Raw genomic sequence first — 20,981 nt, 5'->3', positions numbered from 1 at the left:
TGCGCCCGGATCAGGCCATCTTGGGTCCGCTCGTGCCGCCGAATAGGCCGTTGGGCCGCACGAGCAGGACGAGGATCATCAGGCCGAACGAATAGGCGTCGGTCCATTCCGAGAAGCCGTAGCCCGCGCTGAACCCTTCGACGATGCCGAGGATCAGGCCGGCGACCACGGCGCCTGTAAGATTGCCGAGGCCGCCCATCAGTGCGACGGCGAAACCTTTCATGACCATCGTTCCGCCGGTGAAGGGAGTCACGGGGAAGAGCGCGATCAGGAGGGCGCCGCCGAGACCGGCGAGCGCGCTGCCGAGAACGAAGACGCCGGTGATGTAGCGGCGGACCGGGATGCCCATCAGCGCCGCCGTATCGCGATCCTCCACGGCCGCGCGGAGGGCGCGGCCATAGCGGCTTCGCGTGATCATCACGAATGTCATGGCGACGACGGCGATCGTGACGAGGATGACCATGACGCGCACCGAGGCGATGCGCACGCCGCCCACGTCCCAGACCCCGGCCAGCGGACGGGGGATGCTCTTCTGGTTGGGACCGAAGAAGAGAATGACCACGTGCTGCAGCACGACGATGAGGCCGAGCGAGACGATGAACCCGTTCGTTGGTCGCGTCAGCGTGAACCGGAACAGGCCGCGCTCGAGGACGAGGCCCATCAGGGCGACGGCCAGGATCGCGATCACCAGCGCCGGCACGAAGCCTGTTCCGGCCTGCACGGCGAGCCAGGTGACGAAGCTGCCGATCATCAGGAATTCGCCATGGGCGAAATTGATGATTCCGGTCAGCCCGAAGATGAGCGTGACGCCGACGGCGATCAGCGTGATGACGCTCGCGATCGACAGGCCGTTCAGCAGCTGCTGGATAAGGATAGGCAACATCGGTGTCCGCTTCCGAATGTATGAGCCGGAGTTGCCGACGGCATGGCACGCATGGCGCCGTCCGCAAGGATTGAGGGCCAGGAGCCGTTCAGCGTCTCCGCAAAGAGCAGAACGGCCCCATCGCTTTGATCGGTCTCGCTTTCTTCACGCGGACCGATATCCCCCTCGCTCGTCTAGTTCGGCGCTTCGGCAGGCGGCTGCTGCATGGCGCAGGTGATCGCCCCGCCCGGCGCCGCGGCGCAGACTTCGGTGGCGTGGGTGACCTGGTGCGAGGCGTTGAACGACAGATCGTCCGAGACGACGCCCTTGTGATGCATGCTCTCCAGCGCGGCGACCGTCGCGTCGGGATCGAGCGTGCCGGCCTTCTCCCAGGCATCGGCGAGGAAGTGGACATAGTCGTAGTAGAGGAGCGAGACCGACGAGGTCACACCCTTCGGCGCGCCGGCTGCGAAGTAATTGCTGAAATAGGTTTTCGCATTGGCGTTGGAGGACTCGCCCCAGCAGATCGGCACGCAGCTCATGGCCACGGGCACATCTGCCGAGAGACCGCGTTCCTTCCAGATGCCGGGATCGACGCCGAACAGGAAATAGCTGGGCGCCACGCCGAGCTCAAGCGCCTGCGGCAGCGCCGTCAGCGTCGAGTCACCATTGTACCAGAAGTGCACGACGTCCGGATTGAGGCTCTTCGCGCGGGTCAGGAAGGGCGAAAAGTCCGTCGTATCCGGCGGATAGGCGATGACTTCCGGAACCTCCTGGCCCTCCGCCTTCAGCGCCTTCACGTAATAGGAGGTGAGGAACTGGCCGGTCGCGTCATTGCCGACGATGACGACCGACTTCTTCAGCGGATGGCCGACGAGCGGGGTCAACAGGCTGAGCACGCCGCGGGCCGTCGAACCCGAGCGCTGGAATTCCTGCGGCTCGGACTGGAAGAGGTAGTGATCCTCGCCGCCGGGCGCGACGGACTGGGGATTGAGCACCTTGGCCAGCGTGCTGTTACCGGCGAAGTGGATCACCTTGGCGGGCTGCGTGATCTTGGCCATCGCAAGCGTGAAGTCGTGCGACTCCGAACCGAAGATCGCCGCGACCTTGTCGTCGCGCACCAGTTCCTGCGTCGCGGCGATCGCCGTCGCGATGTCGGTACGGTCGTCGCGCTTCAGGAGCTCGATCTTGTAGGTCTTGTCGCCGATCTTCACCCCGCCCGCATCGTTGATCTCCTTGACCGCCAGGCCCACGCCGGCCGGCAGCGTGTGGCCGGCGGAAACGAACGCGCCCGACTCGGCGGCAACGACGCCGATCTTGATCGTGTCGGCGTCCTGGGCGGACGCCGAATAGGCCGATGCGGCAAGGCAAAGCGCTGCCGACGCGCTTCTCAAAAGAAGTGAGCGCAAGGTTTGTTCCTCCCAGGACAAATTTTGCAGTCTTACCGGGTTGTCGTACAACCATGTTTCCTGTTAATGGCATTGACGGGGGATGTCAAGCAAGGGCAAAGACAGCCCTGGCAGGCCGAGCGACCGGGCGGCCGACGCAAAGGAGATCCTGATGAGATCGAGGGAATTCGGCCGAACCGGCCGCAAAGTGAGCGAAATCGGCTTCGGCGCCTGGGCCATCGGCGCCTCCTGGGGCGAGGTGAACGACGACGAGGCCCTTGCCGCGCTGCATGCCGCGCTCGACACCGGCGTCACCTTCATCGATACCGCCGACGTCTATGGCGATGGCCATTCCGAGAAGCTGATTGCCAAGGTCGTCCGCGAGCGCGGCGGCGAGCGGCCGTATATCGCGACCAAGGCCGGGCGCCGCCTGCCCGCGCAGACCGTTGAAGGCTACTCGCTCGAGAACCTCACGGCCTATATCGACCGCAGCCGCGCCAATCTCGAGATGGACACACTCGATCTGGTCCAGCTGCACTGCCCGCCGACGGACCTCTACTATCATCCGGAAGTGTTCGAGCGCCTGGACAAGCTCAAGGGCCAGGGCAAGATCAAGGACTATGGCGTCAGCGTCGAGCGCGTCGAGGAAGCCTTGAAGGCGATGGAATATCCGGGCGTCGTCAGCGTCCAGATCATCTTCAATGCCTTCCGCCAGCGTCCGATCGAGCAGTTCTTTAGGCAGGCGCGCGAGAAGAACGTCGCCATCATCGCCCGCGTGCCGCTGGCGAGCGGGCTGCTCTCCGGCAAGTTCACCAAGGACACCAAGTTCGCCGAGTCCGATCATCGCCTGTTCAACCGGAACGGCGAGGCCTTCGATGTCGGCGAGACCTTCTCGGGCGTGCCCTATGAGGTCGGCCTCGAGGCGGTCGAGCGCGTGCGTCCGCTGGTCCCCGGCGGCACCACGATGGCGAAGTTCGCGCTCCGCTGGATCCTCATGTTCGACGCGGTGACGGTCGCGATCCCCGGTGCACGCAACCCGGCCCAGGCCCGCTCCAATGCCGAGGCGGCGGAGCTGTCGCCGCTGGACGATGCGACGATGCGGGCGATCCGCGAGATCTACGACACCACGATCAAGCCCTACGTGCACCAGCGCTGGTAAGCAGGAAATCCCATGTCTTCGCCGAGGATCGACGCCCATCACCATTTCTGGAACCCAGCCGCCGGCGGCGACTATGCCTGGCTGAGCGGCCCGTTCGCGCCGATCAACAGGCCTTTCGCCCCAGCCGATCTGCGGCCGGCGCTCGAGGCATGCGGCATAGACGGCACGGTGCTCGTCCAGACCTGGAACGATCTCGGCGAGACATGGGATTTTATCCGCACGGCGGCGGCGACGGACTTCGTCGCCGGCGTCGTCGGCTGGATCGACCTGACGGACCCCGACGTCGCGGCGACGATCGCGAGCCTCAAATCCGCCCCGGAGGGCAAGTGGCTCGTCGGTGTGCGGCATCTGATCCAGACCGAGGCCGATCCGAACTGGTTGCTGCGCGCCGATGTCCGGCGCGGGCTTCTGGCCGTCGGCGCGGCCGGGCTCGTCTATGATCTCGTGCCCAACCTGCCGCAGCTTTCCTCATGCGTGGCGACGGCTGCGGCGCTGCCGGATCAGCGTTTCGTGCTCGACCACATCGCCAAGCCCGAGATCCGCAATGGCGGCTTCAAGGAATGGGCGGCGCTGATGCGCGGCTTCCGCGCCGAGCGCAGTCACGTGTGGTGCAAGCTGTCCGGCATGGTGACGGAGGCAAATTGGCAGAGCTGGACGCCGCAGGACCTCAAGCCCTATGTGCTTGAGGTGCTTGACATCTTTGGCGTGGATCGCTGCATGTTCGGCACGGACTGGCCCGTCTGTCTGGTCGCCGCGAGCTATCCCCGCGTCGTCGAGGCCCTCGAGGAATGCCTCGTCGACCTCTCTGCGGACGAACGGGCCCAGATCTTCGGCCGATCCGCGGTCGAAGCTTACCGCTTGCCCGGCTATGGCGGCGCCGGCCATGACTGAGCGCAGCAGGATCGGCTTTCGCTCGCGCCTCGGCTTCGGCGCCAGCGGCCTCGGCACGCTTTACCGCGATGTGCCGGAGGGGCGAGCGGCGGAAACACTGGCGACCGCCTATGAGGCGGGCCTGCGCTATTTCGATACCGCGCCGCTCTACGGGCATGGCCTCAGCGAACTGCGCCTCGGCAGCTTTCTGAGAACGGTGGCACGCGACACGGTGACGGTCTCGACCAAAGTCGGCCGCTATATGGTTCCGCCTTATGGCGAAGCGGTCGATTACGGGCTATGGGCAAAGCCGCTGCCGCTGAAGCCAGTGTTCGACTACAGTTATGCGGGCACGCTGCGCGCGCTTGAGCAATCTGCAAACCGCCTTGGAATCAACGACTTCGACCTGATCTATATCCATGACGTCGACCGCTTCACGCATGGCGACGCCTATGAGCGGCGGTTCGACGAGGCGATAGAGGGCTGCTATCGCGCGCTCGACGATCTGCGCAAGGCCGGGCATATCCGGGCGATCGGCGTCGGCGTGAACGAAAGCGATGTCGCGACGCGCTTCCTCAAGGCCGGACGGTTCGATGCCATCATGATGGCGGGGCGCTATACGCTGCTCGACCGGCAGGCTGAAGCGGACCTCATGCCGGAAGCGACGCGGCAGGGCACCGAGATCGTGGTGGCCGGCGTGTTTAACTCGGGCATCTTGGCGGCGGGGCCGGAAGCGGCCGGCACGACCTATGACTATGGCGCGCCGCCGCCAGAGGTGGTCGCGCGAGCGCGGCGGATTGCCTCCATTTGCGCCGCCCATGACGTTCCGCTGCAGGCGGCAGCGATCCAATTTCCCCTGCGACACCCGCAGGTTAGCGCTGCCGTTCTGGGAATGAGCCGGCCGGAGCGGGTCGGCGAGAACCTTGCCTGGTCGCGCCACCCCATTCCGCCGTCGTTCTGGCAGGCGCTGGAGGAGGACCGCGTCTCGCCTTGATCGGGCGCGGCAGTTCAGACGAGCCGGACGATCTCGTCTTGGATCGGCGTCGTTACGCTTGGGCCCGCGACGGGATCGAGGAAGACGTTGATCTCCAGGCGAACGCCGAATTCGGGCAGGTAGATCGCCGGCTCGATCGAGAAGCCGGTGCGCGGCAGGATCAGCCGCGTATCGTGGGTTTCGAGATTGTCGAGATTGACGCCGAGCGCGTGCAGGCGCTTGCCCGGTCCCATGGAGTGGCCGGTGCGGTGGTGGAAGTTCGCCCGGAAGCCGCCATTGGCGATAATCCCGCGTGCCACGTCATCGACTTCGTATCCGGCCAGCGTCTCGCCTCGGGCCCAGGCATTGCGGATCGCGGCGAGCGCCGCGTCGCGCGCCTCTTTGACCAGATCGAAGACCGATTGCAGCCGCGCGGGGATCTCCTCGCCGGCATAGGCGCCCCAGGCGATATCGGAATAGACATTGCGCTCGCCGGAAAAGCGGGCCCAGAAATCGATCAGCAGCCAGTCACCCCTGCCGATCGGCGACGAGGCGCCAGGGCGCGGCTCGTAGAACACCTGCCCGGAATGTTCGTTGACCTGCACGACGGGCGAGCCCTCGCTTTCGAGGCCGAGCCGATCGAACTCCGAGACGATGAACTGCTGCAGCTCATATTCGCCGACGCTCTCGCCGCGACGGATCGCCTGCCGCACGAGGTCGAAGGCCGCATCCTTGATGCCGGCGACGACGACGCAGGCGCGCTTGTGCGAGTCGATCGCATAGTCGTCCCAGGCCGAAGCCGAAACCTGGAAGAGATCGGCCGAGGAGACGAGGTCATAGCCGACATCGCGCAGCCACTCCGCGGTGCCCGCATCGAGGAACGACGCCGTCGGCACGGCGCCGTCCGGCGAATATTCGACGGCGAGACGCTGTGCGGGGCCGAGCAGGTCGCGCACCAAAGCGCGCATCTCCTCCCAGCCGCGATAGACCCGCTTCTCGACCGCGATATCGATGAAGAACATCTGGTCGACCGTGTGCAGCACCAGAACCGGTGCGCCTTCAGTACGGATGACGAGGAAGGCCCGCCGCGTCGGCGTCTTGCTCTCGCCGAGCACGCTCCAGAAGAACAGATTGCTGCCGCGATAATCATAGAGCAGCCAGGCGTCGATGGCGTTGGCGCGCATGAAGCTTTGGGCGGCGGAAAGGTCGAACATGGCTGCTCCTTGCCGCGCGTCAGCCGCGCCAGTACCGCTTGCCGGGATGGTCGTCGCGCAGCCGCTTCTGGCCGGCGCCGTAGAGGGTCTCGCGCAGCGTCGTGCCGGGATAGGCCGTGCGCATCAGGCCGCGGCGGCGCAGTTCCGGTACGACATGTTTGACCGTATCGACGAAGGTGCCCGGCCGGATCGCATAGGTCACGTTGAAGCCGTCGAGATCGGCAATGTCGACCCAGCGCTGCATCTCGTCGGCGATCGTCTTGCCCGAGCCGACGAATTTCGGACCCATGCCGCCGACGCCGAGATATTCGGCGATCTGGCGCAATGTCCAGACGCGGTCGGGATCGGCGGCCGAGAAGAGCTGCGCCGTGAAATGGGCGGCGTTGGGATTGATTTCGGTGAGTGGCTGGTCGGGATCGAATTTCGACACGTCGAGGCCGAGCGGTCCGGAGAACTGGACCATGGCGCCCTCATAGTCGGCATAGCTCTGCAGGTCCCGGTATTTCGCCTGCGCCTCCTCGTCCGTCTCGGCCGCGACGATCGTCGTGACCGCGAAAGCCTTGATCGAGCGCGGGTCGCGGCCGAGCGCGGCGGCGCGGGCGCGGATATTGGCGACGACCGGCGCAATCACTTCCGGCCGCGTGCCATGCACGAAGACGCCCTCGGCATGGGTGGCCGCAAATTGCTGGCCGCGCGCGGAGGAACCGGCCTGGAACAGCACGGGCGTGCGCTGCGGCGAGGGCTCGGCGAGGAAGGCGTCGGGCACGGAGAAGTGCCTGCCGTGATGGGCGATCTTGTGCACCTTGGCCGGATCGACATAGACGCCGCGCGCCTTGTCGATCACCACCGCATCATCCTCCCAGGAGCCTTCCCACAGCTTGTAGGCGACTTCGAGGAACTCGTCACCGCGGTCATAGCGTTGGTCGTGGGGGATCTGGCTGTCGAGGCCGAGATTGCGCGCGGCGCTTTCGAGATAGGAGGTGACGATGTTCCAGCCGATACGCCCGTCGCTGGCATGATCGAGGCTCGTCATGCGCCGGGCGAAGGAATAGGGGTGCTCATAGGTGAGCGAGACGGTTGCCGCGAAGCCGATATGCCGCGTCGCCGCCGCCATGGCGGAGATGATCAACAGCGGATCGTTGATCGGGACCTGCGTCGCGGTCCTGAGCGTCGCGTCGGTCTTGCCCTGGTAGAGATCGAAGATGCCGAGGATATCGGCGAGGAACATCGAATCGAAGCCCGCGCCTTCCAGCATGATGGCGAGCTCGGTCCAGTAGCGAATGTCCTTGTAGCGGTGCGACTGGTCTTCCGGGTGCCGCCAGAGGCCCGAGGAAATGTTGACGGGCGAGGCGTTCTCGAACGCGTTCAGGTGGATAAGCCGCTCGGCCATTGCGGATTGCTCCTCTTGGGCGCCGATCAGGCCGCGGCCTTCGCATAGCTGCGCGCCACGGCCTCGGCCGCCGCACCGACATCGACGGCGATGCCGAACCCTTCGAGCGCGGCGCCATAGGCGACGACGGCCGCGACCACGGACGGGAAGGCCGCGCGTGCGCCGGTATGATCGAAGCGTACGAGGCGGTCCTTGATGTCGCCGAAGCCCCGGCCGAGCGCGACACCGAAGCGCCCGGCCGCCGCGATCAGCGCTTCCGCATCGACGCCCGCCGGCACCGGCGCCGCCGTGACGAGCGCGGACGCCGCATCGTCATCGCGGATCCATGGTTCCAGCCCAAGCGCGCGCAGGCCAGCGCGGCTGGCCCTCGCCGCCAGCTGGTGGCGGGCGACGAGGGTCTCGAGCCCCTCCGCCTCGATCCGGTCGATCGCAGCTTCCAGCGCCCAGAATTCGAGCGGCGACGGCGTGCCGGGCAGGACGCCGCGGCCGCGATCGAGCCAGTTTTCCTTCAGCTCCTGCAGCGACAGGATCGAGGGCGAGAAGGACGGCACCTTGCCGATCGCCGCCCAGCCGCGCGCGCTCACGGTCACGGCAGAGAGCCCGACCGGACCGCCCAGCGCCTTTTGCGGCCCGATCGCCGCGATGTCGATGCCGAGCGCATCGATCGCGAGCGGATGACCGCCGAAGGAGGCGACGGCATCGACGACGACGAGGGCGCCGGCTGCGCGCGCATCCGCGGCGATCGTCGCGATCGGGTTGAGGGCGCCGTTCGCCGCCTCGCCGTGCACAACGGCGACGATGTCGACCGAAGGCAGCGCCGCGATGGCCGCCTTGACCGCCGAGGCCGCGATCGGCTGGCCCGGTTCCGCGACGACATCCGTGACCGCGACGCCGCCACGGCGCAGCCAGGCGCCGAAATAGGCGCCGTAGGGGCTGGTGATGACATTGATCGCGGAAAGGCCCGGCCGGGCGATCGAGGTCGCGATCGCCTCCAGCGACAGGATCGCCTCCGCCTGGATGAAGAGGAGGTCCGACTCGGTGGCGAGCAGGCGCTTCAGCCGGTCGGCGAGCGGAGCATAGCGCTCGGCGGGATAGGTCGGCGTGTCGAGCAGGGAATTGTAGGCGGGCGCGGGCATGGCGGGTTCCGTTCAGTCGGCGGACTGCGGGCGGCGGGCGAGCCGGTAGATCAAGGCGGCGACGCCCAGCATGGAGAGGGTGAAGACGAAGACGACGGACGCGGCCGCATAGACGGCGGGCGATGGTCCGTATTGCAGGCTGCCATAGAGATAGACCGGCAGCGTGTTGATCTGGGGCGTGGTGAGAAACGCCGAGACAACGAGATTATCGAAGGAGAAGGTGTAGGCCATGATCACGCCGGCCGCGAGCGCGGGCGCGAGCTGCGGCAGCACGATGAACCACAGCGTCTTGGCGCGGCTGCTGCCGAGATCGGCCGCCGCCTCCTCGACGCGGCGCTCGAGCGTCAGCACGCGGGCGCGCACGATCAGCGCGACGACCGCGATCGCCATCGGCGTGATGCCGGCAACCAGCGTCGCCGTCGAGAGCGGAATGCCCGTCTCGGCATAGAACAGCAGCAGCGAGACACCGATGACGGATTCCGGGACGATCAGCAGGATATAGGTCAGCGCGGCCAGCACGGCGCGCGCGCGGGCCAGCGGATGGCGCACGATCGCGTAGCCGAGCGCCGCGCCGACGAGCACGGAAATCAGCGCCGACCAGAACGCGACGATGAGGCTCGATTCGACGGAACGGCGCAGCGACAGGTCGTTCCACGCGGCCGGATACCATTGGAGCGTCCAGCCGGTGATGGTCGCGGTCTGCTTGTTCACGACGCCGAGATTGAAGGAGTAGACGATCGCCGCGAAGATCGGCGCGAACAGGAAGAGGACGGCAGCGGCGTACCAGATGGCCAGCGCCGCATGCGTTCCCCGCGCGCCCCAGCGGGCGCCCATCACGCCGCGCGCACTCATTGGCCGATCTCCGCGAAGCCCTTGGTGAGGCGGGCGAGCAGCACGACCATGACGCCGACGGCGAGGAGGACGAGCACAGCCATGGCCGCGCCGAGGGCATAATTCTGCGATTGCAGGAATTGCGACGAGATTGCCTGCCCCATCAGCACGCCCTTCGAGCCGCCGAGCAGGCGCGGAATCACCATCTCGCCGAGCATGGGCACCACGGTCAGCAGCACGGCGGTCGCGACGCCGGGGCGCGACAGCGGCAGCGTGACGAAGACGAAGGTCTTGAGCGGCGAGGCGCCGAGGTCGCGGCTCGCTTCCAGCAGCGGCTTCGGGATGCGGTCGAGCACCACGAAGAGCGGCACGATGGCGATCGGCAGATAGGCATAGACCATGCCGATGAAGACCGCGGTCTGCGTATCCAGCACGTCGAGCGGCCCGCCATGCAGATAGAGCGCGTTCAGCACGGTCTCCGCGAAGCCGCCGCGCGACATCAGCATGTGCAGCGCCATGATGCGGATGAGGAAGCTGGAGAAATACGGCACCAGGATCAGCACGACCGCGATCGCGCGCCGGCGGCCTGTGTGGCGGGCGAGGAAATAGGCGACCGGATAGGCCGCCGCGAGGCAGAGCGCCGAGGCGGAGACTGCGAAGATGATCGTTCGCAGGAAGGTCGCGCCGTTGAAGCCGGTGAGCGCGGTCCGGTAGTTCTCGAAGGTGAAGGCGAGCTCGACGCCGCCGAAGACGCTGCGCGCGAACGAGAACACCACGGTGAAGCCGAGCGGCGCGAGGAAGAACACCGCCAGCCAGGCAGCCGGTATGGCGGCGACGACATGGTCGGCGCTGCGGGCTGAGAGGCTGGAGCGGGATGGGGTGGTCATAGGATGACGAACGCGCTTCCGGACGCCGGCGATCGGGAATTCGCCGGAGCGGTCATGATAGTCCGCTTTGGCAATCTGGTCGCCAGAGCGTCGACGACGATGAATCTGCCGCCGAGGCAGACGGCAATGGCGCCTTCACCCCGGAGGTGAAATGCGGTCGGCCGTGAACGCCTGTTCACGGCCGACCCATCCGGAAAGCGATGATCCCGCCGCCTCAGCCCGCAGCCGCCTGGATCTCCGTCTGCACCTGGAGATAGGTGCCGATCGTGTCGGGATTGACGACGAAGGAGGTCAGCTTGGAGAAGTCGAGGTCCTTGCCGCCGAAGATCAGGTCCGCGTTCTTGGTGTCCTTGGGCAGCTTCTCCTCGAGGCCGGCCAGCGCGGCGGGGAAGCCGATATATTGCGTCTCGGCCAGCTGGACGTCGGGCTGCAGCTGATAGGCGAGGAAATCATAGGCCTGGTCGAGGTTCGGCGCGTTCTTCGGGATCGCGTAATTGTCGACCCAGAGCTCGCTGAACGGGCCCGGCACCACCCATTTCAGCTTCGGATTGAGGCCGATGATCGCGCGGCCGGTGCCCTGGTTGGTCTGCGCCAGCACGATCGAGCCATTGGCGACCGCATTCGGATCGAGGCCCGAGAACGACTTCACGTGCTTCGCCAGCGCCTTGACCTTCTCGCCGGCGGCGCGGATCTCGTCAGACGTCGCGGTGTTCCAGTCCTTGCCCTCGATCCACAGCTGCGGGCCGATCGTCTCCCAGCCGGAATCCGACAGGCGGATCTTGCCGGAGACCTCGGGCTTCTCGAAGGCCTTGAAGAAATCCTCCCAGGTCTTGATCTCGCCGCCGACGGCTTCCGGATCATAGACGACGCCGAGGACGCCCCAGTCCTTCGGGATCGAATATTTGTTGCCGGGATCATAGTCGCGGTTGAGCAGGTCCTGGTCGAACGAGGCGAGGTTCAGCCGGCTGTGGTCGAGCTCCTGAAGCAGGCCCTTGGCGGCGAATTGCTGGATCCAGCTCGACGAGGGGATGATCAGGTCGAAGCCGGCGCCGGCCGGGCTGTTCAGCTTGGCGAACAGCGTCTCGTTCGAATCATAGGTCGAGATGTTCGGCGTCACGCCGGTCTTCTTGGCGTAGGCGGCGAGATTGTCGGCCGAGAAATAATCCGGCCAGGAATAGATGTTGAGCTGGGCGTCCGCCGCGCGGGCGCGGAAGCCGCCCGGCAGTGCGGCGGAGAGCGCCGCCGTCGCGGGCGCGGCGCCGAGCAGCGTCAAGAGCGTGCGCCGGCTGAGGCCGGAGCGGGCGGAAGGAGCAGTCCTGAAGATCGTCATGGTCGGTCCCGCGGTTGCGAAGAAGAGGTGGGTTCAGTTGGGCCGCTCGTCGCGATAGGCGCGGGCGGCAGTTGCGTCGAAGGTCACGAAGACGGGCGTTCCGGGCAGAGGCTCGCTCGTATCGCCGGCATGGCGCTGCACGACGGATTCGAAGGCGAGGCCACCGGCGGTCGCGGCGCGCAGCCTGAGCGACGGGCCGATCGCGACGACATCGGCGAGCACGGCCGGGATGCGGTTCGCGCCGCTCGCGCCCGCCTGCGGCACGAAGCGCGTCGCCTCGGGCCGGATCGCGACGAGCGCGCGGTCGCCGGCGGCCAGGCCGGGCGCCAGATAATCCGCCTCGATGGTTCCGATATCGGCCTGAAGGACGCCGGCCCGCTCGACGCGCGCAGCGATCGTGTTCGCCGAACCGACGAAGAGCGAGACCCAGCCATTCACTGGACGGTCATAGATCTCGGCGGGCGGGCCGATCTGCTCGAAGCGGCCCTCGCGCATGACGGCGAGCCGGTCGGCCATGCCGAAGGCCTCGTCCTGGTCATGCGTCACATAGATGAAGGTGGCCTTGAGCTCGGCCTGCACGCGGCGAAGCTCGCGCTGCATCTCGTCGCGCAGCTTGCGGTCGAGCGCGCCGAGCGGTTCGTCGAGCAGCAGCACGGTCGGCTCGTTGGCGAGCGCGCGGGCAAGCGCCACGCGCTGCTGCATGCCGCCGGAGAGCTCGTGCGGCCGACGCTCGGCGAAATCGGAAAGGCGCACCAGATCGAGGAATTCGGCCGCCTTCTTCCGCCGGTCCCGCCGCGACAGGCCGCGCATGCGCGGGCCATAGGCGACGTTCTCGATCACGCTCATATGCGGGAACAGCGCATAGCTCTGGAACACGGTGTTGACGCTGCGCCGCTCGGCCGGCAGCTCGGTCACGTCCTCGCCGGCGATCCGCACCGTCCCGGCATCGGGCGCCTCGAAGCCGCCGATAATGCGCATGACGGTGGTCTTGCCGCTGCCGCTCGGGCCGACGATCGCCAGGAACTCCCCCGCGGCGACCTCAAGCGAGAGATCGGCAAGGACGCGGCGCCCGTCATAGCTCTTGCTGACGCCCTCGAGCGACACCGCACTTGTCGGGGTGTCCGAGGTCAGGTTACGCGGCATGGTGGCAGTCTCGAAGTCCAGGGCCTAGTCCCGCAGCACATGAGGGAACCCCTCCATTTCGTAAGGTGCCGGAATCCGCGCGGCGAGCAAGTCCATTCCGAAGTTCGGCATGTTGGCGGTACAATATTCCCCGACGCACCAAAGGCCGGCCGGCATGGGCCGCGGGCGTGCGCCCTCCCTTGACCAGTTGCGGCCGGCCGGATGACAGTCGTCGCTCTGAGGACGAGGGAATGACGAAGAAGCCGCCCCAGCGCCCCGCGACGCTCGCCGATATCGCCCGCCATGCGGGCGTGTCGCGGAGCCTCGCCTCGCTCGCGATCCGCGGCGAGGGCGCCGTCAGCCCGGAGACGCGCAAGCGCATCATGGAAGCGGCCGCCGCGCTCGATTACCGGCCGAACCTCGTCGCCCGCTCGCTGGCCTCGGCGGAGGCCGGCTATCTCGGCATCGTCGTCGGTGAAATCGAGAACCCGCTGCAGGCCGAGATCGCCAAGCTCGCGAGCGGCCTCGCCCGCGCCGAGGGCTACAGCGCGCTGGTCTCGATCGATGCGGACACGGACGAGAAGGCCGAGGAAGCGATCCGGACGCTGATCGCGCACCGCGTTTCCGGCGTGCTGGCGATCGGGGCGCCGTTCGAGAAGCCGGCAATCGCGCGTGTCGCCAGCTGGATCCCGATGGTCTATGTCGGCCGCCTCTTGAAGGTCGTCGCCGTCGATAGCGTCACGACAGACGACGTCACCGGCGGCATTCTGGCCGTCGATCATCTCGTCGCGCTCGGCCACCGGCGGATCGCCCATGTCGATGGCGGCGCCTCGCCGGGCGCCGAGCGGCGCCGGGACGGCTATCGCCGCGCCATGGAGCGGCACGGGCTCGAACGGCAGATCCGCATCATCGAGGGCGCCTATACGATCGATGCCGGCGCACGAGCGGCGCGGGCGCTTCTCGCCGAACCGGACTGGCGCCCCTCGGCGGTCTTCGCCTCCAACGACATGACGGCGATCGGCCTCATCAACGAGGCGATGCGGATAGGGCTCTCCGTGCCGGGCGACCTTTCCGTCGTCGGCTATGACGACGTGACGCTGGCCGGCACCGAGACGCTGTCGCTCTCGACCATCCACCAGTCCGCCGGCGATCTCGCCAGCGCGGGCATCGCCGCCATGATGGCGCGCCTCGCCGAGCCTGATGCCGCGGTCTCGAAGATCCTGGTTCCGCCCCGCCTCATGACGCGCCGCAGTTCAGCACCGTTCAGCGCCACGGCCGCCGCCTGACGAAAGCCCTCCGAAGCCGCTTGACAAGTCGGGCCTAAGAGCGTTCGCTGGCGTTATTGGAGCGCTCCAATAAAACGTCGTTTCAGGCGATCCGGGCGCTGCCAAAGGGAACAACCGCAGGCTCCGCGAGGGGCTCATTTCGGGAGACTTCCATGTTGAAGATGCTGAACCGCGCCGCGCTCGCCGCGACGCTGACGGCCGGCCTCACGGCGGGGCTGATGGCCGCGACGGCCCCGGCGCGGGCCGAGACGACGGTGAACATCGTCGGCTTCGGCGCCGGCTTCGCCTGGGCCGACCTGTTCGGGCCGTCGGGCACGGAGAAGACGCAGAAGCTGCTCGACTTCGAGAAGAAGGAGGGCATCACCGTCAACATGGAATATGCGGACGAGGAGGTCGCCCGGCAGAAGGTGCTGCTCGACCTCGTCAACGGCACCGGCAATTACGACCTCGTCATGCTCGGCAGCGACGGCGCCGTGCAGACCTTCTCGGCGGCCGGATATCTGGAGCCGCTCGACGGGCATCTCGACAAGGCGAAGGACTATTTCGACGCCGCGAAGGTCTACAAGCCCTTCCTCGAGGCCAACACGGTCGACGGCAAGCTCTGGGCCCTGCCCTATTATTCGTTCGGTCCGGGCGTCGTCTATCGCAAGGACATCTTCGACAAATACGGCATCACCACCTTCCCGAAGACGACCGAGGAGATGGAAGCCGCGCTGAAGACGATCAAGGCCGGCCTCGCCAAGGACGGCATCACCGACGTCTATCCGCTGACTATGCGCGGCGCCCCGGGCGAGGAGCCCTCGCTCGACCTCGCCGGCTTCGTCTTCGCCTTCGCCGGCTATCCGGCCTGGTTCGAGGGCGGCGCCACGACCCCGGCGGAGATCAAGGCCAAGAAGGCGAAGCCCATCTTCACGGGCGATTTCAAGAAGGGCTTCGAGACCTTCGTGAACTGGGCCAAGGACTATGGCCCGCCCGGCATCGCGACCCACACCTGGGTCGACATGATGAACCTCTACGGCCAGGGCAAGGCGGTCGTGCTGCTGCCCTCCGCAATCAACGGCTTCGCCGGCATTCCCGGCTCCGAGGTTCCCGCCGTCAAGCAGTTCAGCGCCTATGGCCCGAGCCCGATCGGACCGTCAGGCAAGCCGATCGAGAGCTTCTGGACCTTCTCCGTCGGCGTCTCCAACTTCTCCAAGGACAAGGACGCCGCCTACAAGGTGCTCGCCTTCATGACCTCGGAGCCGGTGATGGAGGACTTCGCGACGCAGATCGGCTGGCCCTACACGACCTATCCCTCGATCATGCATGGCCCGGTGCTGACCGCGAAATGGCCGAAGGAGACGCTGGACGGCGTCGAGGCGGCCTTCATCAGCGCCGATCCGCACTACTTCCCCTATATCCCCGAGCTGAACGAGTTCATGGACAAGATCGGCACGGCGGCGTCCGAGGCCATCGCCGGCACGAAGACCACCGACGAAGCGCTCGCCGAGCTGCAGAGCTGGGCCGAGGAGCGCATGGAGCGCGCGGGTTACTACAAGTAGACCGCTGCTGAACCAACAGGGCGCCCGCTCCACCGGACCGGGCGCCGCCTCTTCCTCGCGAATTGCGGACGGCATGGCGATCTTCAACGACTGGCGCTTCTGGTTCGTGGTGCCCATGGTGCTGGCGCTCGGAACCGTCGTGCTCTTCCCCTCCGGCTATCTGGTCTGGATGAGCCTGACGCACTGGATCGTCACCGATCCCGAGCGCTATTTCGACGGCGTCGGCAATTTCCGCGTCCTGTTCCGCTCGGCCGACTTCACCTCCGCCGTCTGGGTGACGCTGGTCTATCTCGTCGCCTCGACCGCGCTGATGGTCGCCTTCGCCATGGGGCTGGCGCTGGCCCTCTCGGCGCCGCGCACGCCCTCGGCGCTGCGCTCCATCGTCATCATGCCGCTGGTGATCCCGCCGGTGGTGGCGGGCTTCACCTGGCGCTTCCTGATGAATGGCGAGATGGGCTTCCTCGGCGCCTTCCTGCTGCCGGGGCTCGGGCTCAAGATGAATATGCTCGCCGATCCGACGGGCGCGATGATCTCGGTCGTGATCGCGGATGTGTGGAGCCGCGCCCCGTTCATGTTCCTGATCTTCCTCGCCGCGATGCAGAGCATCCCGCGCGACTATTACGAGGCGATCCGGCTCGACGGCGCGAATGTCTTCCAGGAATTCCTGCACGTCACTCTGCCGATGATCCGCCCGGCCGTCGTCGTCGCGCTGCTCTTCCGCGTCATCGACGCGATCAACACCTTCGAGCTCATCTATGTCATGACCAAGGGCGGGCCCGGCCGCGCGACGCAGACGCTCGCCCTGTTCGGCTGGAAGTCGGCGTTCCAGCGCTTCGATTTCGGCCTCGCCGCGGCGCTCGGCGTCGTCATGGTGGTCGTGACGACGGTCTGCGCCTCCATCGCCTATCGCCGCTTCCTGAGGCCCGCGACATGATCCGCCGACGCATCCATGACGACGGGCCGCCCGTGCCGGCGAGCGTGCGCATCGCCCGGCTTGCCTTCACGATCTTCGCGCTGGCCTTCGTGCTGCTGCCGATCGCCTGGCTGGCCCTCGGCTCGCTGAAGACGCGCAACCAGGCGCTCGCCTTGCCGCCGCAGCTGATCTTCACGCCGAGCTTCGACGCCTATTCGGCGATCGTCGCCAAGGGCTTCCTTGGCGCGTTCCAGAACAGCCTGATCATCGCGCTGTCCAATGTCGTGCTGACGCTGCTGCTCGGCACGCCCGCCGCCTATGCGCTGGCGCGCATGACCGGCAAGGCGCAGGACAATCTCTCCTTCTGGGTGATCTCGGTCCGCATGGCGCCCGTCTTCGCGGTGATCCTGCCGCTTTACGTGCTGTTCAAGGCGCTCGGCCTGCTCGACACGCGGGTCGCCGTCTCGCTCGCCCATCTGACGCTGACGCTGCCGCTCGCGGTGTGGATGCTGCTCACCTATTTCCGCTCGATCCCCGAGGAGCTCGACCAGGCGGCGATGCTGGATGGCGCAGGCCCGCTGCAGATCCTGCTCTATATCATCGTGCCGATCGCGCGGCCGATGCTCGCCTCCGTCGCGATCGTCGTGTTCATCTTCTCCTGGAACGAGTTCCTGCTCGCCTTCGTGCTGACGGCGCGCGGTGCGCAGACCGTTCCCGTGGCCGTCGCCTCGCTCGCCGGCACCATGTCGTTCGACTGGCCGCTGATCGCCGCCGTCTCGATCTGCTCGATGATCCCGGCGCTGATCTTTGTCGGCTTCGCGCAGCGCCATATCGTGGCGGGCCTCGCATCGGGAGCCGTGAAATGACCGACCGCTATCTGGAAGCTGTAAGGGCCCGCCTGCCCGAGATCCGCGATTTCGTGGCGCGCGAACCCTTCGCCATCCTGCCCGTCGGCTCGACCGAGCAGCACGGCCCGCATCTGCCGACCGGCACGGACACGATGATCGCCGAGACGATGGCGCTCGAGACGGCGAAGCTGAGCCGCGGTCTCGTCCTCCCCGCGCTGCCGCTCGGCTATGCCTGGGTCTGGCGTGACGTGCCGGGCACGCTGACGCTACGCTTCGACACCTATATGCAGGTGATCCGCGACGTCGCCGAAAGCCTCGACCGCTGGGGCATCAAGGCGCTCTACGTCATCTCCGGCCACGGCTCCAATCCGCAGCCGCTGAAGCATGCGCTGCGCGAGCTGATCCACGATCGCTACGGCATCCACATGCTCTACGGCATGTATGGCGGGCTCAAGGAGATGACGGCGGAGGCGGACAGCAAGCCCTGGGCCGACGACTTCCATGCCGAGGAGATCGAGACCTCGCTGATGCTCGCCATCGCGCCAGACCTCGTTCGGATGGACCTCGCCGCGCCCGACTATCCGCCGGTGCCGCCCGACTATGGCAAGTCGGAGCTGTCCATGGGCCACATCATGCGCAGCGGCGTGTTCGGCGATCCGACGCCGGCGACGGCCGAGAAGGGCCGGCGCTGGATCGGCCTCGGCGCCGCCCGCTCGGCCGCGCTCTGGACGGGCTTCCTCGCCCGGCACGGACTGATTTCTCAAGAAGACCAAGGAGAGCAGCAATGAGCGAGATCATGACCGTCAATGGTCCGATCACCGCGGACCAGCTCGGCATCACCGACTATCACGAGCATCTCTATGTCGAGCCGCCGACCTGGCTGCATGCGCGCGATCCCGATTTCGCGCTCGATTCGGTCGAGAAATCCGCCGAGGAGCTGAAGAGCTTCGCGAAGGCGGGCGGGCGGACGCTGTGCGAGCTCACCGCCGTCGACTTCGGCCGCAACACGGCGAAGATCAAGGCGATCGCCGACTTGGTGCCCGAGGTGAACGTCATCATGACGGCCGGCTACAACCGGCCGCATTATATGGGCCGCTGGGCGCATTCGGTCTCCGAGGCCGACATGATCCGCGACACGGTGCGCGACTGCCTCATCGGCATGGACGGCACGACCATCAAGGCCGGCATCATCAAGTGCGGCACCGAGTACAACAATTTCAACGACACGGCGCAGAAGCTGGTGCGCGTCGCCGCGGCCGCGCATCTGGAAACCGACCGGCCGGTCATCACGCATACCACCGCCGGCACCATGGGCTATGAGCAGGCGGGGCTACTGATCGAGAAGGGCGTCGCGCCGCACCGGATCGCGCTCTCGCATATGGACCGCAATCTCGATCTGCCGGACCACAAGCGCATCACCGCGCTCGGCGTCTATGTCGGCTATGACTGCTTCGGCAAGTCGAAATACGGCCCCGAGAGCCGGCGCGTCACGGCGCTGCGCGACATGCTCGACAGCGGCCACGGCCAGCGCGTGCTGATCGGCAATGATCTCGGCCGTCCCAGCTATTGGCGTTCGTATGGCGGCGGACCGGGCCTCGATTATGTGCTGACGCAGTTCCGCGACCGCCTGATGGCCGAGGGCTTCACCGAGGCCGAACTCACCATGCTGCTGGTCGACAATCCCCGCCGCTTCTTCGCCGGCGAGGCCTGATGCGCAAGGACGGGGCGACGCTCGGCATCGATGTCGGCACGTCGGCGGTCAAGGTCGTCGCCGTCGGCGGCGACGGCCGCGTGCTGGCGCGGGCGAGCCGGCCCTATCCGATGACGAGCCCGGCGCCGGGCTTCGTCGAGCAGGATCCCGAGGATTGGTGGCGCGGGACCCTCGCCGCCATCCGCGAGATCGTGGCGGCGATCGGCGCGGAGCGGATCGCGGGCATCGGCCTGTCCGGCCAGCTCAACGGCGTCGTTCTGCTCGATGGCGACAACCGCGTGCTGCGGCCGGCGATCATCTGGCTCGACACGCGCGGCGCGGCACAGGCAACCGAACTCGCCGCGCGGCATGGCGCGCTGCTGCGCGAGCGCGCCGCGACGGATCTGACCGGCATTGCGGTGCTGGCCAAGCTCGCCTGGCTCGCGAAAGCCGAACCCGAGCACCTCGCCGCGACCCGGCGGATCCTGCTGGTCAAGGACTATATCCTCCATCGCCTGACCGGCGCGATTGCCACCGATCCTTCCGACGCCTCGGCGACGGGGATGATGGATGCGCGCACGCATGCATGGATCGGCGAACTCGCCGACGCCGCGGGCTTCGATGCCGGCCTGCTGCCGCCGATCGCGCCCTCGCTCGCCGTCGCCGGCCATCTGGGCGCGGAAGCCGCCGCCGCGACCGGGCTGCCGTCCGGCCTGCCGGTTGCGCCGGGCGGCGGCGATGTCGCGGCGCTCGCGGTCGGCTGCGGCGTGGTCGAACCCGGCGTGCTCGGCGTCACGCTCGGCACGGCCGGCCATGTCGTGCTGGCCGAGGACGGACTGCCGCGCTCGGGTATGGAGCCCGGTTTCTGGCTGCTGCCGCATGCCGATCCCGCGCGCTCGATCTGGCTCGGCCTCGTGATGAGCGGCGGGCTCAGCCTTGCCTGGCTGCATCGGACGCTGTCGCTGAACGGCCGCCTGCCGCTCGCTTTCGAGGCGATGACGGCACTCGCCGACGACGTGCCGGCCGGCGCGCGCGGCGTGACCTTTCTGCCCTTCCTCGAAGGCTCCGCGACGCCCGTGCCACGGGCCGGCGCGCGCGGCGCCTTTCACGGCCTCGCCTCGTCGCATGGCGCGGGCGAAATGGTGCAGGCCGTCATGGAGGGCGTCGCCTTCAATGTGAAGGACTGCACGCGCCTGTTCGAACGGCTCGGCGGCCACATCGCCGAGGTGCGCGTCGCCGAGGGCGGCGCCCGGGTCGATGCCTGGTGCGCGATCATCGCCGACGTGCTGGAACGCCCGGTCACACGGATCGAGGAACTCGACGCCTCCAGCGTCGGCGCCGCGCTGATGGCCCAGGTCGCGATCGGCGCCGGCTCGCTCGACGCCGTGGTGCGGCGGACGGTCGCGACCAGCCGCCGCTTCGATCCCCGCCCTGAGCGGATCGCAGCCTCCCGCGCCGCCTATGAGCGCTATCGCCGCCTCGCCGACGCCGAGCTTTCGCGCGCCGCCGACGCCTGACATCGCCCTCCCCTTTTCATCGAT

At 67.3% G+C, this 20,981-nt stretch carries 19 protein-coding genes; 10 read left to right on the top strand and 9 right to left on the bottom strand.

What is annotated here, in order from left to right; genetic code table 11:
- Positions 1-10: 10 nt before the first annotated feature.
- Positions 11-883: a branched-chain amino acid ABC transporter permease gene (locus GGR25_RS13945; protein WP_246409645.1), complete on the bottom strand. Its 873-nt coding sequence runs from the start codon at positions 881-883 to the stop codon at positions 11-13.
- 173 nt (positions 884-1,056) lie between these two features.
- Positions 1,057-2,271 (bottom strand): ABC transporter substrate-binding protein, encoded by a 1,215-nt coding sequence (locus GGR25_RS13940; RefSeq protein WP_183399374.1) that lies wholly within the window; start codon positions 2,269-2,271, stop codon positions 1,057-1,059.
- A gap of 151 nt (positions 2,272-2,422) precedes the next feature.
- On the opposite strand from GGR25_RS13940, the gene GGR25_RS13935 reads away from it, so the two are divergent.
- The 3 genes from GGR25_RS13935 to GGR25_RS13925 are packed head-to-tail and all read left to right on the top strand — an operon-like array spanning position 2,423 to position 5,273.
- Positions 2,423-3,409, top strand: coding sequence for an aldo/keto reductase (locus tag GGR25_RS13935; protein ID WP_183399373.1), 987 nt, complete (start codon positions 2,423-2,425; stop codon positions 3,407-3,409).
- A gap of 12 nt (positions 3,410-3,421) precedes the next feature.
- Positions 3,422-4,300, top strand: coding sequence for an amidohydrolase family protein (locus GGR25_RS13930; protein ID WP_183399372.1), 879 nt, complete (start codon positions 3,422-3,424; stop codon positions 4,298-4,300).
- Entirely contained in the window at positions 4,293-5,273 is a 981-nt protein-coding gene (locus GGR25_RS13925) for an aldo/keto reductase (RefSeq protein ID WP_183399371.1), read from the top strand. The genes GGR25_RS13930 and GGR25_RS13925 overlap by 8 nt, the downstream gene beginning before the upstream one ends.
- A gap of 14 nt (positions 5,274-5,287) precedes the next feature.
- Here the strand turns inward: GGR25_RS13925 and GGR25_RS13920 are convergent, their stop codons facing one another.
- The 7 genes from GGR25_RS13920 to GGR25_RS13890 form a co-directional block, all read right to left on the bottom strand.
- A complete protein-coding gene (locus GGR25_RS13920; protein WP_183399370.1) occupies positions 5,288-6,466 on the bottom strand; it encodes a M24 family metallopeptidase in 1,179 nt (392 codons plus the stop codon).
- 19 nt (positions 6,467-6,485) lie between these two features.
- Complete coding sequence (locus tag GGR25_RS13915; protein ID WP_183399369.1) at positions 6,486-7,856, bottom strand: LLM class flavin-dependent oxidoreductase; 1,371 nt, start codon at positions 7,854-7,856, stop codon at positions 6,486-6,488.
- Positions 7,857-7,882: 26 nt separating this feature from the next.
- Positions 7,883-8,992, bottom strand: coding sequence for a pyridoxal-phosphate-dependent aminotransferase family protein (locus GGR25_RS13910; protein WP_183399368.1), 1,110 nt, complete (start codon positions 8,990-8,992; stop codon positions 7,883-7,885).
- Positions 8,993-9,004: 12 nt separating this feature from the next.
- Complete coding sequence (locus GGR25_RS13905) at positions 9,005-9,844, bottom strand: ABC transporter permease (RefSeq protein ID WP_183399367.1); 840 nt, start codon at positions 9,842-9,844, stop codon at positions 9,005-9,007.
- Positions 9,841-10,710 (bottom strand): ABC transporter permease, encoded by an 870-nt coding sequence (locus GGR25_RS13900; protein WP_183399366.1) that lies wholly within the window; start codon positions 10,708-10,710, stop codon positions 9,841-9,843. Before GGR25_RS13900 ends, GGR25_RS13905 begins: the two co-directional genes overlap by 4 nt.
- Positions 10,711-10,924: 214 nt before the next feature.
- Complete coding sequence (locus GGR25_RS13895; RefSeq protein ID WP_183399365.1) at positions 10,925-12,040, bottom strand: ABC transporter substrate-binding protein; 1,116 nt, start codon at positions 12,038-12,040, stop codon at positions 10,925-10,927.
- Positions 12,041-12,073: 33 nt separating this feature from the next.
- A complete protein-coding gene (locus tag GGR25_RS13890; RefSeq protein WP_183399364.1) occupies positions 12,074-13,183 on the bottom strand; it encodes an ABC transporter ATP-binding protein in 1,110 nt (369 codons plus the stop codon).
- A 230-nt stretch (positions 13,184-13,413) separates the two neighbouring features.
- Between GGR25_RS13890 and GGR25_RS13885 the strand changes: the two genes are divergently transcribed.
- From GGR25_RS13885 to GGR25_RS13855, 7 genes are all read left to right on the top strand, one after another.
- Complete coding sequence (locus GGR25_RS13885) at positions 13,414-14,448, top strand: LacI family DNA-binding transcriptional regulator (RefSeq protein WP_183399363.1); 1,035 nt, start codon at positions 13,414-13,416, stop codon at positions 14,446-14,448.
- 152 nt (positions 14,449-14,600) lie between these two features.
- Complete coding sequence (locus GGR25_RS13880; protein WP_246409643.1) at positions 14,601-15,989, top strand: ABC transporter substrate-binding protein; 1,389 nt, start codon at positions 14,601-14,603, stop codon at positions 15,987-15,989.
- Between the two features lie 73 nt (positions 15,990-16,062).
- A complete protein-coding gene (locus tag GGR25_RS13875) occupies positions 16,063-16,923 on the top strand; it encodes a carbohydrate ABC transporter permease (protein ID WP_183399362.1) in 861 nt (286 codons plus the stop codon).
- Positions 16,920-17,768, top strand: coding sequence for a carbohydrate ABC transporter permease (locus tag GGR25_RS13870; RefSeq protein WP_183399361.1), 849 nt, complete (start codon positions 16,920-16,922; stop codon positions 17,766-17,768). The genes GGR25_RS13875 and GGR25_RS13870 overlap by 4 nt, the downstream gene beginning before the upstream one ends.
- Positions 17,765-18,538: a creatininase family protein gene (locus GGR25_RS13865; RefSeq protein ID WP_183399360.1), complete on the top strand. Its 774-nt coding sequence runs from the start codon at positions 17,765-17,767 to the stop codon at positions 18,536-18,538. The genes GGR25_RS13870 and GGR25_RS13865 overlap by 4 nt, the downstream gene beginning before the upstream one ends.
- Positions 18,535-19,461: a phosphotriesterase family protein gene (locus GGR25_RS13860; protein ID WP_183399359.1), complete on the top strand. Its 927-nt coding sequence runs from the start codon at positions 18,535-18,537 to the stop codon at positions 19,459-19,461. Before GGR25_RS13865 ends, GGR25_RS13860 begins: the two co-directional genes overlap by 4 nt.
- Positions 19,461-20,957: a xylulokinase gene (locus tag GGR25_RS13855; RefSeq protein ID WP_183399358.1), complete on the top strand. Its 1,497-nt coding sequence runs from the start codon at positions 19,461-19,463 to the stop codon at positions 20,955-20,957. Before GGR25_RS13860 ends, GGR25_RS13855 begins: the two co-directional genes overlap by 1 nt.
- Positions 20,958-20,981 lie beyond the last annotated feature (24 nt).

Origin of the sequence: Kaistia hirudinis (assembly GCF_014196455.1) — a bacterium.
Taxonomy (GTDB): domain Bacteria; phylum Pseudomonadota; class Alphaproteobacteria; order Rhizobiales; family Kaistiaceae; genus Kaistia; species Kaistia hirudinis.
The sequence above is the reverse complement of the archived record's forward strand: the minus strand, read 5'-3'. Positions and strand labels throughout refer to the sequence as shown.